At 71.0% G+C, this 14,634-nt stretch carries 8 protein-coding genes and 1 riboswitch; of the genes, 2 read left to right on the forward strand and 6 right to left on the reverse strand.

The window, feature by feature from the left end; translation table 11 throughout:
• Positions 1-192: 192 nt before the first annotated feature.
• From HJC40_RS01785 to HJC40_RS01795, 3 genes are read right to left on the reverse strand one after another with little or no spacing between them, the layout of a single operon-like run.
• Positions 193-2,631 carry a DUF3488 and transglutaminase-like domain-containing protein gene (locus HJC40_RS01785; RefSeq protein WP_249997824.1) on the reverse strand — a complete coding sequence of 813 codons (2,439 nt, stop codon included), beginning with the start codon at positions 2,629-2,631 and terminating at the stop codon, positions 193-195.
• Positions 2,628-3,926: a DUF58 domain-containing protein gene (locus HJC40_RS01790; protein ID WP_249997825.1), complete on the reverse strand. Its 1,299-nt coding sequence runs from the start codon at positions 3,924-3,926 to the stop codon at positions 2,628-2,630. Before HJC40_RS01790 ends, HJC40_RS01785 begins: the two co-directional genes overlap by 4 nt.
• A 2-nt stretch (positions 3,927-3,928) precedes the next feature.
• Positions 3,929-4,978 (reverse strand): MoxR family ATPase, encoded by a 1,050-nt coding sequence (locus HJC40_RS01795; protein ID WP_249997826.1) that lies wholly within the window; start codon positions 4,976-4,978, stop codon positions 3,929-3,931.
• 307 nt (positions 4,979-5,285) lie between these two features.
• On the opposite strand from HJC40_RS01795, the gene HJC40_RS01800 reads away from it, so the two are divergent.
• Both HJC40_RS01800 and leuS read left to right on the forward strand, forming a co-directional pair.
• Entirely contained in the window at positions 5,286-8,114 is a 2,829-nt protein-coding gene (locus tag HJC40_RS01800; RefSeq protein ID WP_249997827.1) for a M36 family metallopeptidase, read from the forward strand.
• Between the two features lie 181 nt (positions 8,115-8,295).
• The gene (gene leuS / locus HJC40_RS01805; RefSeq protein WP_249997828.1) at positions 8,296-11,106 is read left to right on the forward strand and encodes a leucine--tRNA ligase; all 2,811 of its coding nucleotides are present in this window, start codon (positions 8,296-8,298) and stop codon (positions 11,104-11,106) included.
• A 66-nt stretch (positions 11,107-11,172) separates the two neighbouring features.
• On the opposite strand, the gene HJC40_RS01810 is transcribed toward leuS, so the two are convergent.
• From HJC40_RS01810 to HJC40_RS01820, 3 genes are all read right to left on the reverse strand, one after another.
• The gene (locus HJC40_RS01810; protein WP_249997829.1) at positions 11,173-11,943 is read right to left on the reverse strand and encodes a TVP38/TMEM64 family protein; all 771 of its coding nucleotides are present in this window, start codon (positions 11,941-11,943) and stop codon (positions 11,173-11,175) included.
• 49 nt (positions 11,944-11,992) lie between these two features.
• Positions 11,993-12,703, reverse strand: a complete 711-nt coding sequence (locus tag HJC40_RS01815; RefSeq protein ID WP_249997830.1) for a type 1 glutamine amidotransferase — start codon at positions 12,701-12,703, stop codon at positions 11,993-11,995.
• A 66-nt stretch (positions 12,704-12,769) separates the two neighbouring features.
• Positions 12,770-13,990, reverse strand: a complete 1,221-nt coding sequence (locus HJC40_RS01820; RefSeq protein ID WP_249998208.1) for a Mur ligase family protein — start codon at positions 13,988-13,990, stop codon at positions 12,770-12,772.
• Positions 13,991-14,447: 457 nt separating this feature from the next.
• A riboswitch (cyclic di-AMP (ydaO/yuaA leader) is annotated at positions 14,448-14,632 on the forward strand.
• Positions 14,633-14,634: the final 2 nt, after the last annotated feature.

The following is a 14,634-nucleotide window of genomic DNA, read 5'->3' on the forward strand; positions in this document are numbered from 1 at the left end:
ACGGCGCCTGGAACGGCGACGGCCCTGGAACGGCGACGGCCCCTGGAACGGCGGCGGCCCCTGGAACGGCGGCGGCCCCTGGAACGGCGACGGCCCCTGGAACGGCGACGGCCCCTGGAACGGCGATGCCGCCCCTCACCAGGAGGGGCGGCATCGACCGTCAGTGACTCAGTGACTCAGTGACTCAGTGACTCAGCGGGTGCGGTGTGGCAGGAGGCGGCGCGGGCTGGCCTTGGCCAGGGTCTCTCGTAGGCGGCCGCCTGCGCCCACCAAGCGGGCGGAGGCGTCGGCCAGGCCGAGGCGCCAGCGCATCAGCACCGAAGGTGGCATCAGTACCGCCGCCAGGCGGGTGCGCCGGTTGGCCGACCGCGCCAGGCCTCTGCGGACCCGGCCCAGCGCCACCGTCAGCTCCTGGCCCTCCAGGGGCTTGCGGGCGTAGCGGGCTCGTTCCTCCGCGGTGCCCAGCAGGTTCGCCGCCGCGGCGGGCTCGTCGAGCAGCACCGCGTCGTTGATCAGTCGCTGGGCTGTGACCCGGGGTGTCTCGCTCGGGTCGATCGGGATGCGGAAGTCGACCATCGTGTCCATCAGCTCGTCCCAGGCCGCGTGCGCGTCGGCCCGCGCCTTCACCACCTCGGCCGTCACCACGATGTCGCCCGGCCCCTCCAGAGACCTGACCTTCGGCTCCTTCGGCGCCGTGACCGCGTGCCGATGGCGTCGCACCAGCACCCGGCGCAGGGCCGGCACCAGCAGCAACGCGATCAACAGGGCGGCCAGGGCGATGATCAGCAGCGCGGTGCCCGAGAGGGCACTCGTGCTCGACCCGGTCGAACCGGCCGCCGCCTGGTCGTTGAAGTCCGGGCGGTCGGGCCGCTCCACGCCACCCGCGGCCGCCGACGGGTCGGCGCCCGGTGCGGCCGCCGACTCCGACGCCGTCGCCGTCGGGGCCTGCTGGTCGACGTCGGGGGCGTAGTCGGACCGGGCCGCGCCGGCCACGCTCGACGCCGGGGTGGCGTCGAACGGGATCCAGCCGAAGCCCTTCAGGTAGATCTCGGTCCAGGCGTGGGCGTTGCGGTTGGTGATGACGTACGTGTCACCCTCCTTCTCGCCCCGGGTGAAGCCGAACGCCACCCGCGCCGGGATGCCGGCTTCCCGCGCCATCCAGGCCAGCGCGGCCGCGTACTGCTGGCAGTAGCCGACCTTGGTCTGCAGGAACGCCGAGATCTCGGAGCTGTTGGCGATGGGCTGCGTCGACAGCCGGTAGGTGAAGCCGTTCTTCGTAGAGAAGTACTCGTAGAGCGCGCGGATCTTGTCGTAATCGTTCTGCTTGCCGGCGACGATCCGCCGGACCAGCGCGCTGACCGTGGCGTCGTCGGGGTGGGCGGTGTTGCGCCGGACGATCGGGTCGTCCCGGTCGAGCGGCTCGGCCTGGCGCAGCAGGGCCGGCGTGTACCGCGCCCGCACGTAGTCGAACGAGTAATTCAGATCCCGGGTCGACCGCCGGCTCGAGAAGACGACCTGCTGGTTGTCGTCGAAGGACCAGCCGTTCTGCAGCCCGTCGAGCCCCACCGTGTTCTGGTAGAGCGGCAGCATGCCCTGCGTCAGCTTGTCGCTGATCTCGACCTCGGCCCGGTGCTCGCTGAAGGAGCCGGCGGCGGTGGCCGTACGCGGGTCGGGCAGACCCTGGGTGACGGTCTCGCCGGTCGGCGCGGTGCTGCCGAAGCCGTTGATGCTGAGCTGGTCGGCCACCCCGAAGCGCAGGTAGTAGGGGGTGTTCTCGTCGGTCTTGAGCCGGACCAGCTCGGCGACCTCGGTCTGGCTCAGCTGGCCGCTGAGCGAGGCGAACAGGTTGATCCGTCCGCCCGAGCCGGTGCCGGGGCCGACGCCCACCCCCGAGCCGCTCTGGGTGAGCTGCGAGAGCAGCCCGCCGCTGATCGTGGGGACCAGCAGCGGCAGCAGCACGGCGGCCACGACGCCCACGACGCCCAGGCGGCGTCCGGCCGCGGCCAGCGGCGACGGTTCCCACACGTCCACGTCCCGGCCGTCGCCGGTGAAGCGGCGCCCGAACCGGCGTACCCGGTCGATGTTGTCGCTGACCAGGAGCCAGAGGAAACCGAAGGCGCCGATGATGAAGGGCAGCACCGGGACGCTGTCGACGTAGACCGCGACCGGCACGGAGTAGATCGCCAGCATCGGCAGGCCGGCCAGGGCCGGCTTGCGGGCCACCACGGTCAGCAGGTCGACCGCGATCGCGACCGCGCCGATGCCCAGCACCGTGACGAAGAGCAGGCCCGGCCGGTCGGGCACGGGCACGCCGTACGACCGGGTGTCCTGCCCGGCCTGGGTGAACAGCTCGGCGAAGTGGCCGAACGTCGACGGCGTCGGGATGAGGAACTCTTCACCGCTGGGGAAGAGCCAGGTCAGCGTGAGCAGCAGCATGACGATCATGCCGAGCGCCTGGGCCCAGGCGGGGAACCGCAGGGTCCGGGCACCGACCGCCACGCCGGCGATCAGGCCCACCGTCAGCAGGCACTCCATCAACCAGGTGTAGCTGTCGAAGATCGACGAGATGGGCGCGGCGGCGAGGATGGTCGCCCCCGCCGCGACGAGCCCGAGACGGCGTCGGCCGCTCATCGGTTCACTCCACTCACAGTCTCAGCCATGGCCGCGCGCCACGCGAAGCCACTGGAGCCCCGGGCGGCCGCCGGCCACAGCGCGGGCAGCGTCGACCCGTGCACGACCGGCACCGAGCGCCAGCCGCTGTGCACCAGGGCCAGCGCGGCCGCGGAATGGTCACGGTCGGCGTCCTGTCGCTCGCCCGGGGTCAGGTTGACCCAGGTCGAGCTGTCGATCGCGAAGCCGATGCAGGTGGCGCCGTTGCCGCGCAGACCGGCCAGCAGCTCGGCCTCGGGCACGGACAGCGTGCCGAAGATGCCGATCACCAGGCCGCCGTCGGAGCGGCGGCGGACCTGCTCGACCAGCACCGAGATGTCGCCGTTCTGGGCCAGCTTCACGTCGGCCAGGGTGTCGAGGATGATGCCCTCGCCGGCCGCCTCGGCGGCGTCGATGTCGATGCCCGAGCCGGTGACCAGGCGCAGTTTGTAACCGGCTTGCCGCAGGTGCATCGCGATGCTGGCGGTGGCCGAGACGGCCCACTCGAAGCTCGCCGTCGGGCCCTCGCCGCGGTGGGCGTAGACCCGGGTGTCGAGCACCACGGTGGCCCGGCTCTCCCAGGGCTGCTCCTCGCGGCGCACCATCAGCTCGCCCGTGCGGGCCGTCGAGCGCCAGTGCACCCGGCGCAGGTCGTCGCCGCGCCGGTACTCGCGGGTGGCGGCGTCGTCCTCGCCGTGCACGGCGACCGACCGGGCCCGGCTGTCGCCGGTGCCCGCGTACTCGCCGGCCAGCCGGACGGCCGGAAGGGTGACCACCTGGGGGATGACGGTGAGCCGGTCGACGCTCGGGAACGAGCGGGTGAGCTCGCACAGGCCGAACGGGTCGGTCAGCCGGATCACCAGCGGGCCGATCGGGTAGCGGCCCCGGACGTCGGCCCGCACCGTGTAGGCCACGCTGCTCGCCTGGTGGGCGCCGAGCCGCTCGAGCACCACCCGGGGGCGGCTGCCCAGGGCGTAGGGCAGCCGGTCCTCCAGCAACAGCGTGCCGGTGGGCAGGCGGGACATGTTCTGCAGGCGCAGGATGACCCGCGCGCTCGAACCGACCGGGGCCCGGCCCGGGTCGAGCGCGCGGGTGCAGGCCAGCTTGTACCGGCTGCGCCCGACGTACGCCGCCGCCAGCAGCGGCAGCGCGGCCAGCAGGATGGCCACCCGCAGCAGGTCACGCTCGCCGAGGATGATCGCGGAGATGCCGGCCGCCGCGGCCGCGGCCAGGAACGAACGGCCGCGCGTGGTCAATCCGCGCAAGGCCTCGCGCATGCTCAGCGCCCCCGGGACTCGTACTGGTTGGTCGCGCTGCCGCCGTTGCGGGTGTCGTACGGCGAGCGGCCGCGGTCGTGCGGCAACGGCAGACGGTGCACGATCTCGGAGACGATCGCGTCGGTCGTCCGCCGGTTGAGCTGCGCGTCGGCGGTCGGGATGATGCGGTGCGCGAGCACCGGCACGGCCAGCGCCTGCAGGTCGTCGGGGAGCACGTAGTCACGGCCCTCGAGCGCGGCCACCGCCTTGGCGGTGCGGATCATCTGGAGCGTCGACCGCGGTGACGCGCCGAGACGGAGCTCGGGCGCCTCCCGGGTGGCCGTGACCAGGGCGATCGCGTACTGCTGGACCGCGTCGGCGGCGTGCACGTCACGCACCGTGGCGATCAGGCGGCGAACCGTCGCGGCGTCGGTGACGGCCCGCAGGTCGTTCAGCGGGTCGTGCGCGCCGTGGCCGCTCAGCATCGCCAGCTCGGCGCGCGGGTCGGGGTAGCCCATGGCGATGCGCGCGGTGAACCGGTCGCGCTGCGCCTCGGGAAGAGGGTAGGTGCCCTCCATCTCGATCGGGTTCTGTGTCGCGATGACCATGAACGGCGCCTGCAGCTCGTAGGTCGTGCCGTCGACGGTGACCTGCCGCTCCTCCATGCACTCGAGGAGGGCGGACTGGGTCTTGGGCGACGCCCGGTTGATCTCGTCGCCGACCACCAGGTTGGCGAACACGGCGCCCGGCTTGAACTCGAAGTCGCGCGTCTCCTGGTTGTAGACGCTCACCCCGGTCACGTCGCTGGGCAGCAGGTCAGGGGTGAACTGGATGCGGCGCACCGAGCAGTCGATGGACCGTGCCAGCGCCTTGGCCAGCTTGGTCTTGCCCACACCGGGCACATCCTCGATGAGCAGGTGGCCCTCGGCCAGGAGAACCGCGAGCGCGAGCCGGACCGTCGCGCCCTTGCCCTCGATGACCTGTTCGATGTTGGACATGATGGCTTGCGTGGCGGCGCGGAATTCCTCGCCCGTCATCGGTCCACCGGGCTCGTCCCAGGTCGGGGTTGTCACGGGCCTCCTCCAGGTTGGTATGCGCGCCCATCGTGGGCACCCGGGGCGAAAGGGCAGCGAAAGAGCTGAGCGAGTCGCCCTGTCACCACAGATTAGCCCGCTCACAGCGACACGCCGAGGTCGGCCGTCGAGCTGTTTCGACACCCGTCAACCGGACAAGGGTCTCGGATAGGTAAAGAAACAGACATCGCTCTAGTTATATGCGTGACCAAACAACCAGAGTCAGCCATCGACGGGCTTCACCAGTGAGGCCCGATCGAGAGGGGCTGAATTGAGACCGTTATCCGTACCGTCCGCGACCCGGCGGGTGGGGGCGGCAGCCGCGGGTGTCGTCCTGCTGGCCACCCTGCTGCCGACGCAGGCACAAGCCGCGCCGCTGCCCGGGGCCGTGAACGGGGCGACCGACAGCAAGCAGCAGCGGCGAGCCGATTACGACTCCCGCCAGAACCTGGCCGCTGCCGCGGCCGCCGCACCGACCGCCACTTTGAGCCGCGCCCTCGTCCCGGCGCCCTCGTACGCCGCGGTGAACACCCTGCGCGACTCCCTGGGCGTCCAGGGCATCATCGACATCGACCGGGCGACCGGTACCCCGCGTCGGGTGGCGAAGCTGGACGGCTTCCTCACCGGGCCGAGCGGCAAGAAGCCGACCACGATCGCGCTCGACTACATCAAGGCCCACCCCGAGGTCTTCGGCCTGGACGCGGCCGACCTGGCCACCCTGGTGCTGCGCCAGGACTACGTCGACATCGAGGGCACTCACCACCTCAGCTGGGTCCAGGTGGCCGACGGCGTGCCGGTCTTCGGCAACGGCCTCAAGGCGCACGTGACCAAGGACGGCCGGCTCGTGCAGGTCGACGGCGCGCCGCTGCGGTCGCTGCCGCCGAGCGCCGGCGCCGCGAAGCTCTCGGCCACCGCCGCCCGGGCCGCCGCCGTGAAGGACGTCTTCGGCACGTCCACCGCCAAGGTCACCAAGACCGAGGGCGCCAAGACCGTCTTCAGCGACAAGGGCAACGCCAAGAAGGTCTGGTTCCAGACCGCCTCGGGCGTGCGCCTGGCCTGGCAGACGATCGCCGTCGACGAGGGCTACGTGCACGTGATCGACGCGGCCGGCGGCGAGGTGCTCTACCGCAAGAGCACGGTCGCCAACGATACCGCCGACGTCTGGCAGAACTACCCGGGCGCCCCCAAGGGCGGCCGCCAGCAGCCGGTCGACCTGAACGCCAAGGACTGGCTGCCGAACAACGCGCGCGCCCTGAGCGGCAACGTCGCGCACGTCTGGTCGGACGTGAACGACAACGACCTGCCCGACGCGAGCGAAGAGGTCGGCCCGTCCGGCGTACGCCAGTGGGACTACCCGTTCGTCGACTTCAACGACGAGGTCGGTGGCCTCTGCTCCGACGCGTACCCCTGCTCGTGGGACCCGGAGACGCCCAACTCGTGGCAGACCAACCGCAAGCAGAACGCGGTGCAGCTGTTCGCGTTCCTGGGCACCTTCCACGACCACCTCAAGGCCGGCCCGATCGGCTTCACCCGCGCGGCCGGCAACTTCGAGGCGCGCGACGGCGACGCCGTGCAGGGCCAGGCGATGGACGGCGCGAACACCGCGGACGGCCTGCCTGACGGCAACCACACCGACAACGCCAACATGAACACCCCGCCCGACGGCATCCCGCCGGTCATGCAGATGTACCTGCTGTCCCCGGGGCCGCAGTCGGTCGCCGCCAACACCGGCGACGAGGCCGACGTGGTGTTCCACGAGTACACCCACGGCCTGTCCAACCGCCTGGTGGTCGACGCGGACGGCAACTCGACGCTCAGCTCCCAGCAGGGCGGCTCCATGGGTGAGGCGTGGAGCGACTTCTACGCCTGGGACTACCTGGTGGCCAAGGGCCTCGAGAAGGACACCGCCAAGCCCGGCGAGGTGCTCCTCGGCAAGTACTGGACCGCGGGCGGCACCATCCGCAGCGAGGCCCTGGACTGCTCCGTCGGCGCGAGCGCCACGGTCTGCCCGGGCACCCCGACGGCGGGCCCGGGCGGCTACACCTACGGCGACTACGGCAAGGTCGCCGGTGGCCCCGAGGTGCACGCCGACGGTGAGATCTGGGCGCAGACCCTGTGGGACCTGCGTCAGGCGGTCGGCAGCCGGACCGCGCAGTCGATCGTGACGCGCGGCATGGAGCTCTCGCCGTCCAACCCGTCCTTCCTGGACATGCGCAACTCGATCCTCGCCGCCGACCTGGTGGTCAACAAGGGCAAGAACCAGAAGGCCCTCTGGAAGACGTTCGCCAAGCGGGGCATGGGCTACTTCGCCGCCGCGATCGACGGCGACGACACCCAGCCGGTCGAGGACTTCTCGACGCCGCCGTCGGCCAACTCGCCGCGGGGCACCCTCAAGGGCAAGGCCACCGACTCGGACACCGGTGCCGCGGTGGGCGGCCTGACCGTCGCGTTCGGCGGGCACGCCTCCGGCTTCGCCGGTGACTACCGGGCCACCACGGCCGCGGACGGCACCTACACGATCTCCGGGATCATCCCGGGGACGTACGCCAAGGTCTTCGCTCGTGGCGCCGGTTACGACCTCGTCGTGAAGACGCTGTCGATCAACTCCGGCACCAGGACCGAGAACTGGTCGGTCCGCAAGGACTGGGCGGCCTCCTCGGGCGGCGCGGCGATCGTCAGCTTCACCGGCGTCGATTACACGGCGTACGGCTGCGGCCCGGCCGAGCTGATCGACCAGTCGCAGATCGCGGGCTGGGGTTCGGAGATCGCGGACGGCGGCGTGAACGCCGTGATCCGCCTCTCCGGCGCCGTGGACGTCTCCGAGCTGGTGATCAACCCGTCGGCGACCTGTGGTGACGACGAGACCGCCTCGACCGGTGGCTACCGCGTCGAGACCTCGGCCGACGGCACGACCTGGGCGGTCGCCGCGAGCGGCGTCTTCCCGGCCGGCACGGTCACGCCCACCCCGATCGCGCTGGCCGCGGGCACGGGCGACGACATCCAGTTCGTCCGGTTCACGATGCTGACCTCGCAGGGTCAGGACGCCGGCCTCTGCCCGGCCGGCCAGCCGCCGACAGTCAGCGGCTGCGTCTTCCTCGACAGCACCGAGCTGGCGGTCTACGGAGCGGCGGCGTAACAACAGCACGAGAGATACCGGTCGCCGCTTCCGGGCGGCGACCGGTATCATGCAACGCATGGCTCGGCGTTTCCTGCTTCTTAGCCGGCCGTGCTGCGATCGCCTCTGAGGCGAACAGCACGGCGACCCCTCCTGCGTGAGGGGTTTTTTTGTGCCCAGCCACCACCAGACGAGAAGACGGATGCCGACGATGAGCGAGTCAGAGACCCCGAAGTTCCGTTACACCGCCGCGCTGGCCAACGAGATCGAGCCGCGCTGGCAGTCCTACTGGACTGAGAACGGAACCTTCCAGGCGCCCAACCCGGCCGGTGAGCTGGCCGACCCCGGTCACCCCCGGGCCGGCGCGCCCAAGCTGCACGTCCAGGACATGTTCCCGTACCCGTCGGGTGCGGGCCTGCACGTGGGTCACCCGCTCGGCTACATCGGCACCGACAGCTACACCCGCTACAAGCGGATGGCCGGTTTCAACGTGCTGCACCCGATGGGCTTCGACGCCTTCGGGCTGCCCGCCGAGCAGTACGCGGTGCAGACCGGCACCCACCCGGCGGTCACCACGGCGGCCAACGTCGAGCGGTACAAGAACCAGCTGCGCCGCCTGGGCCTGGCCTACGACGAGCGGCGCACCTTCTCGACCACCGACCCGGACTACTACCGGTGGACGCAGTGGATCTTCCTGCAGGTCTTCAACTCCTGGTTCGACCCGGCCGTGCGCAAGGCCCGCCCGATCGCGTCGCTGATCTCGGCGTACGAGCAGGGCGCCAAGGCGACGCCGGACGGCCGCCCGTGGGCCGCGCTGTCCGAGGTCGAGCGGCGCAAGCTGATCGACGACCACCGCCTGGCCTACGTCAGTGAGGCCCCGGTCAACTGGTGCCCCGGGCTGGGTACGGTGCTGGCCAACGAGGAGGTCACGCCCGACGGCCGCAGCGAGCGCGGCAACTACCCGGTCTTCCAGCGCAGCCTGAAGCAGTGGATGATGCGGATCACCGCGTACGGGGACCGCCTGGTCGAGGATCTGGACACCCTGGACTGGCCCGAGCCGGTCAAGCTGATGCAGCGCAACTGGATCGGCCGCTCGCGGGGCGCCCACGTCGACTTCGCGGTCGACGATGCCACGATCACCGTCTTCACCACGCGGCCGGACACGCTGTTCGGCGCCACCTACATGGTGCTGGCGCCCGAGCACGAGCTGGTCGACGAGATCTCCCCGGCCGCCTGGCCCGCGTCCACCAACGAGAAGTGGACCGGTGGGCACGCCACGCCGGCCGGAGCGATCGCCGCCTATCGGGCCGAGGCCGCGGCCAAGACCGACGAGCAGCGCACCGAGGGCAAGGAGAAGACCGGCGTCTTCACCGGGGCGTACGCCACCAACCCGGTCAACGGCGCGAGCATCCCGGTCTTCATCGCCGACTACGTGCTGTCCGGCTACGGCACCGGCGCGATCATGGCGGTGCCCGGGCAGGACACCCGCGACTGGGAGTTCGCCGAGGTCTTCGAGCTGCCGATCATCCGTACGGTGCAGGCCCCCGAGGACTTCGAGGGCGCCTACACCGGCGATGGAGTGGCGATCAACAGCGACTGGCTGGACGGCAAGGGCGTCGTCGAGGCCAAGGCCGAGATGATCACCTGGCTGGAGCAGCACGGCCACGGCCGCGGCGCGACCACCTTCCGCCTGCGGGACTGGCTGTTCAGCCGGCAGCGCTACTGGGGCGAGCCGTTCCCGATCGTCTACGACGAGACCGGCCTGCCGGTCGCGCTGCCCGAGTCGATGCTGCCGGTCGTGCTGCCCGACGTCGACGACTTCTCGCCGCGCACGTTCGACCCGGACGACGCGAACAGCGAGCCCGAGACGCCGCTGTCGCGCAAGAAGGACTGGGTCAACGTCGAGCTGGACCTGGGCGACGGCCTGAAGTCGTACACCCGCGAGACCAACACCATGCCGCAGTGGGCCGGCTCCTGCTGGTATGAGCTGCGCTACCTGGACCCGCACAACGAGAAGGCGCTGGTCGACCCCGACAACGAGGCCTACTGGATGGGCCCCCGGCGCGACGGCGACTGCGGTGGCGTCGACCTGTACGTCGGCGGTGTCGAGCACGCGGTGCTGCACCTGCTGTACGCCCGCTTCTGGCACAAGGTCCTGTACGACCTGGGCCACGTCTCGTCGTTCGAGCCGTTCCGCAAGCTGTTCAACCAGGGCTACATCCAGGCCTACGCGTACCGCGACTCCCGCGGCGTCATCGTGCCGGCCGAGGAGGTCACCGAGCGCGACGGCAAGTACGTCTTCGACGGCGTGGAGGTGATCCGCGAGTACGGCAAGATGGGCAAGTCGCTGAAGAACGTCGTCACCCCCGACGAGATGTGCGAGCAGTACGGGGCCGACACGTTCCGCGTCTACGAGATGGCGATGGGCCCGCTGGACGTCTCCCGCCCGTGGGAGACCCGCGCGGTCATCGGCTCGCAGCGCTTCCTGCAGCGCGTCTGGCGCCTGGTGATCGACGAGGAGTCGGGCGCGGTCCGGGTCGGCGACCAGCCGCTGGAGCCGGCCGTCCGCAAGCACCTGCACCGCACCATCGCGGGCGTGACCGAAGACCTGGACGAGCTGCGCTTCAACACGGCGATCGCCAAGCTGATCGAGCTGACCAACACGCTGACCCCGCTGCCCACGGTCTCCCGTGAGGCGGTGGAGCCGCTGGTGCTGATGCTGTCGCCGTTCGCGCCGCACCTGGCCGAGGAGCTGTGGGGCAAGCTGGGCCACGAGGGCACGCTGGCCTACGCGGCCTTCCCGGTCGCCGACCCCGAGCAGCTGAAGGCCGAGTCGATCACCTACCCGGTGCAGGTCAACGGCAAGGTGAAGGCCCGCATCGAGGTCTCGCCGACGGCCACCGAGTCCGAGGTGCGCGAGGCCGCTCTGGCCGCGGCGGCCGAGGCCCTGGCCGGTCGCGATCCCAAGAAGGTCATCGTGGTGGCCGGCCGCCTGGTCAGCGTCGTCGTCTGACCGTTCCCACCCAGCGCAGCAAAGAACCCGCCGGCGAGCGCCGGCGGGTTCTTTGTGTGAGCTTGGTCAGGCGGTCGCCGCCGCAGCCGCGGCCGCCTTCTTGGCGGAGCGCTTCCACCACAGCACGATGCTGGTGGTGAGGGTGAAGCCGATCAGGGCCGGGGCCAGCGACAGCGGGCTCATCTCGCCCGGCTTGACCACCGCGGCGCCGATGACCGCGTAGGAGACGGCCGACGGGATGGAGGCCAGGGTGGTGCCGAGCAGGTAGCGCTTGCGGCAGACGCTGGTGGTGCCGTAGGCGTAGCCGATCAGGCCGAAGGGCGCCAGCGGCAGGAAGCGGACCAGCAGCACGGCGGAGAGGCCGCGGCGGTTGAGCCAGCCGTCGAGGCGCTGGAGCTTGCCGCCGGTGCGGGCCGACAGGGCGCCGCGACCGGCCCAGCGGCCGGCGTAGTACGTGGCGGTGGCGGCGATGACCGCGGCGGCCAGGGCCGTCGCCGCGCCGGTGGCCGCGCCGAGCAGGGCGCCGCAGGCCAGCGTGATGGCCGTACGGGGGACCAGCACCGAGAGCAGCAGGCCGCCGACCACGGCGATCACGACCGCCGCGGCCGGGCCGAGGCGGGCGAACTGGTCGGCGATCTCCTGCAGTGGGAGGACGGCGGCGGCGACGGCGACGGCCGCGAGCACGAGGCCCAGAATGCCGAAGCGGGCGACGCGACGCTTCCAGCTCAGGCCGGGAGAGGCCGGCGTCTGCTGGGACTCGAGAGCCTGCTGCGAAGGCTGAGGAACCTGAGGGTCCGCGAGGTGTGCGCCCCGCGGGGCGATCAGGATGTCAGTCATGCAGTGATACCGCCCAAGTGCTTGTCGGGTCAGGACTCGCTTCGAAAGTTCAGGCGCCGGCGGCGGCGAGCCTTTCGGCTCGGAGCCGGTCGGGCCAGGTGTCGTCGACGGGGGCAAGACTATCCGCGCCGATCGCCCAACGCAGTAGCAGATCGGCTATAGCCGGGTTGCGAGCGAGCGCGGGCCCGTGCGAATAGGTGCCCAGGATCTTTCCGTGCCACGCTCCCTCGGTCTGCCCGTCGTTGCCGATGCCGGCCGTGACCCGGGCCAGCGGCGCGACGCCGGGACCCAGGTGGGTGCGCCCGCCGTGGTTCTCGAAACCGCTCAGCAGGGGCAGACCCAGCCGGGGGTCGATGTCGCCCCGGATCTCGCCGACCGCGCGGGTCTCGCCGCGGTCGGAGGAGAGGTCCAGCAGGCCCAGCCCGGGGCATTTGGTGCCCTTGGCGAAGAACGAGTGACCGAACAACTGGTAACCCGCGCAGACGGCCAGGACAGCGGCGCCCTGGTTGACCGCGCGGTGCAGACCGCCGTCGCTGATCAGCCGCTGGGCGGCCAGCGCCTGCGGGCCGTCCTCGCCGCCGCCGATCAGATAGATGTCGGCGGTGGAGGGCATCGGCTGGTCGGAGCGCACCGAATAGGTCTCCACCGGGATGCCCCGCATGGCCGCGCGCCGGCCGAGAATCAGCAGGTTGCCCCGGTCGCCGTAGGTGGAGAGCAGGTCCGGATAGATCCAGACGATGCGGAGCGTGCTGTCACTCATGCTTCGACCTCGATTCGCCGCCGCGGGGACGTGGTTCGCCGCCGCGGCGACCGGCCGCGGGGAAGATCAGTTGACACGGTCGAGCCCCGCCCGGATGTCCTGGAACGCCGTGTAGTTGGCGATCACCTCGAGACGTCCCGGGGGCACCGACTGGACCGCCTCCTCGAAAGTCGACACGTGCCGGAACGGGATTTCGTTCACTTCGAGACGTACCGCGAGGTCGTAGGCCCGGTCGCCGGTGATCAGCACCGGGCGGTCGTGCAGGGGCGAGAAGTCGACGTCGTAGAGCCAGGACGTGTCGAACCCGTCCGGGTCCCGGGCGTTGATGGAGAGCAGCGTGGGCGCCTGCTCGGCCATGTCGAAGGCCTCCAGCCAGCTGGCCGGGTTCTTGGCCAGCAGCAGGCGGATGTTGCGGCCGTCCCGGTCGACCTGGGCGTAGCGGCCGGCGATCGAGGCCACCGTGGTGAGCCGGGGGAGCGCCTCGATCGGGCGGACCCCGAACTCGGCCGCCACGGCCAGCGCGGTCGCCGCGTTGCCGATGTTGACCGTGCCGGGAAGCTGGAGCTTGACCAGGTGCCAGTCGCCGCGGGGGTCGACCACGCCGTCGTCCTCGACGCGCCACTGCGCCTGCGGGCGGCGCAGCGGGCAGCCGGTGCACCACCAGTCGCCGTTGGCCCGTTCGATCGGGTCGCCGCTCTCGGGGCAGACGAAGGAGTCGTCGTGCCAGCGCTGGCCGGCGCTGAACCAGGTGATGTGCGAGGCGCCCCGGGCGGCCCAGACGACCATCGGGTCGTCGGCGTTGGCGACCACGGCCACGTCGGGGTGGCCGGCCAGCGCGGTGCGCCACATCTGCGCCATCATCGCGACCTCTTTGGCCCGGTCGAGCTGGTCGCGCGACAGGTTGAGCAGGGCCACCACGCGCGGGTTGGTCTCGTCGATCACCCGGGCCAGGTAGTGCTCGTCGACCTCGAGCACCGCGAACGGCGTGGCGCCCGCCTTGGCCAGGGCCGAGGTGTGCCCGGTGGGCATGTTGGCGCCGAAGGAGTTGGTGGCCACCGGACCGAGCACCCCGAGCGCGGCCGCCGCGAGCCGGGTGGTGGTCGTCTTGCCGTTGGTGCCGGAGACGAGGGCGATCGCCCGGCCGGAGGCCAGGTGGCTCAGCAGCTCCGGATCGATCTTGAGGCCGATCCAGCCGCCGATGACCGAGCCGTCGCCGCGTCCCGCAGCCCTCGAGAGCGCGGCCGCGGTCTTCGACACGGAGGTCGCGACCTTGGCGCGCAGGGGCATTTTCCCGTCCGTCACGGCGACGAGGGTACCGGAACAGGAGGTTACGTCGAGTTGCCGAGAGTCCGATTTCAGCTTCCGGTCCCGATGACGTCGCTGAGGCATCGAGCTCAGCCATTCGGCGGAAGCCATTTTGGCCGGTGGGAAAGGTTTAAGCAGCGGAAGAGTGAATGGCGGGGCGCCATCACCCAAATGGTGGTGAGGATTTATGTGTTCTGATTCACCCGTAACCTTAGACGTTGAGTGATTCGCCGGTCACCGGTCGTCATGGCATTTATCTCCTGCTAGTAACAAACCGGACAGCCGCCTTCATGCCAAATACGGTGAGTGACGGAATCAATCCAGGCACGTCCTTCGAATTTCAGGTAGCAAGGTCTGGCCGGCGGCGCCCGCTGCCCGACTCGCGACGACCTGGTTCACGCCGAGCCCTGCCCCGGGCCGGTCGACGCGACCACCCGAGCACCACGTACCACCACACAGGCACCAGGGGGCAGGGACGGGGGACCCAACTGCGGTCCGCTCCGCGCCACCCGCTCCGGTGGCGAACACGGAGAAGGCCTTGGGGTGAAGTTGCCGAAAGGCGACCGGGCACACCTTCCCGCCCGAACCCGACAGCTAACCTCGCAGGCGTGCCGGAGGGATATCAC

The sequence above is a fragment of the Actinoplanes sp. M2I2 genome (assembly GCF_023544445.1).
In the GTDB taxonomy this organism is placed as follows: domain Bacteria; phylum Actinomycetota; class Actinomycetes; order Mycobacteriales; family Micromonosporaceae; genus Actinoplanes.

What these genes read in the sequence shown, in the direction of transcription:
- HJC40_RS01785 (WP_249997824.1), bottom strand. Translation starts at nt 2,631, where the DNA reads ATGAGCGGCCGACGCCGTCTCGGGCTCGTCGCGGCGGGGGCGACCATC.
- HJC40_RS01790 (WP_249997825.1), bottom strand. Translation starts at nt 3,926, where the DNA reads ATGCGCGAGGCCTTGCGCGGATTGACCACGCGCGGCCGTTCGTTCCTG.
- leuS (WP_249997828.1), top strand. Translation starts at nt 8,296, where the DNA reads ATGCCGACGATGAGCGAGTCAGAGACCCCGAAGTTCCGTTACACCGCC.
- HJC40_RS01810 (WP_249997829.1), bottom strand. Translation starts at nt 11,943, where the DNA reads ATGACTGACATCCTGATCGCCCCGCGGGGCGCACACCTCGCGGACCCT.
- HJC40_RS01815 (WP_249997830.1), bottom strand. Translation starts at nt 12,703, where the DNA reads ATGAGTGACAGCACGCTCCGCATCGTCTGGATCTATCCGGACCTGCTC.
- HJC40_RS01820 (WP_249998208.1), bottom strand. Translation starts at nt 13,990, where the DNA reads ATGCCCCTGCGCGCCAAGGTCGCGACCTCCGTGTCGAAGACCGCGGCC.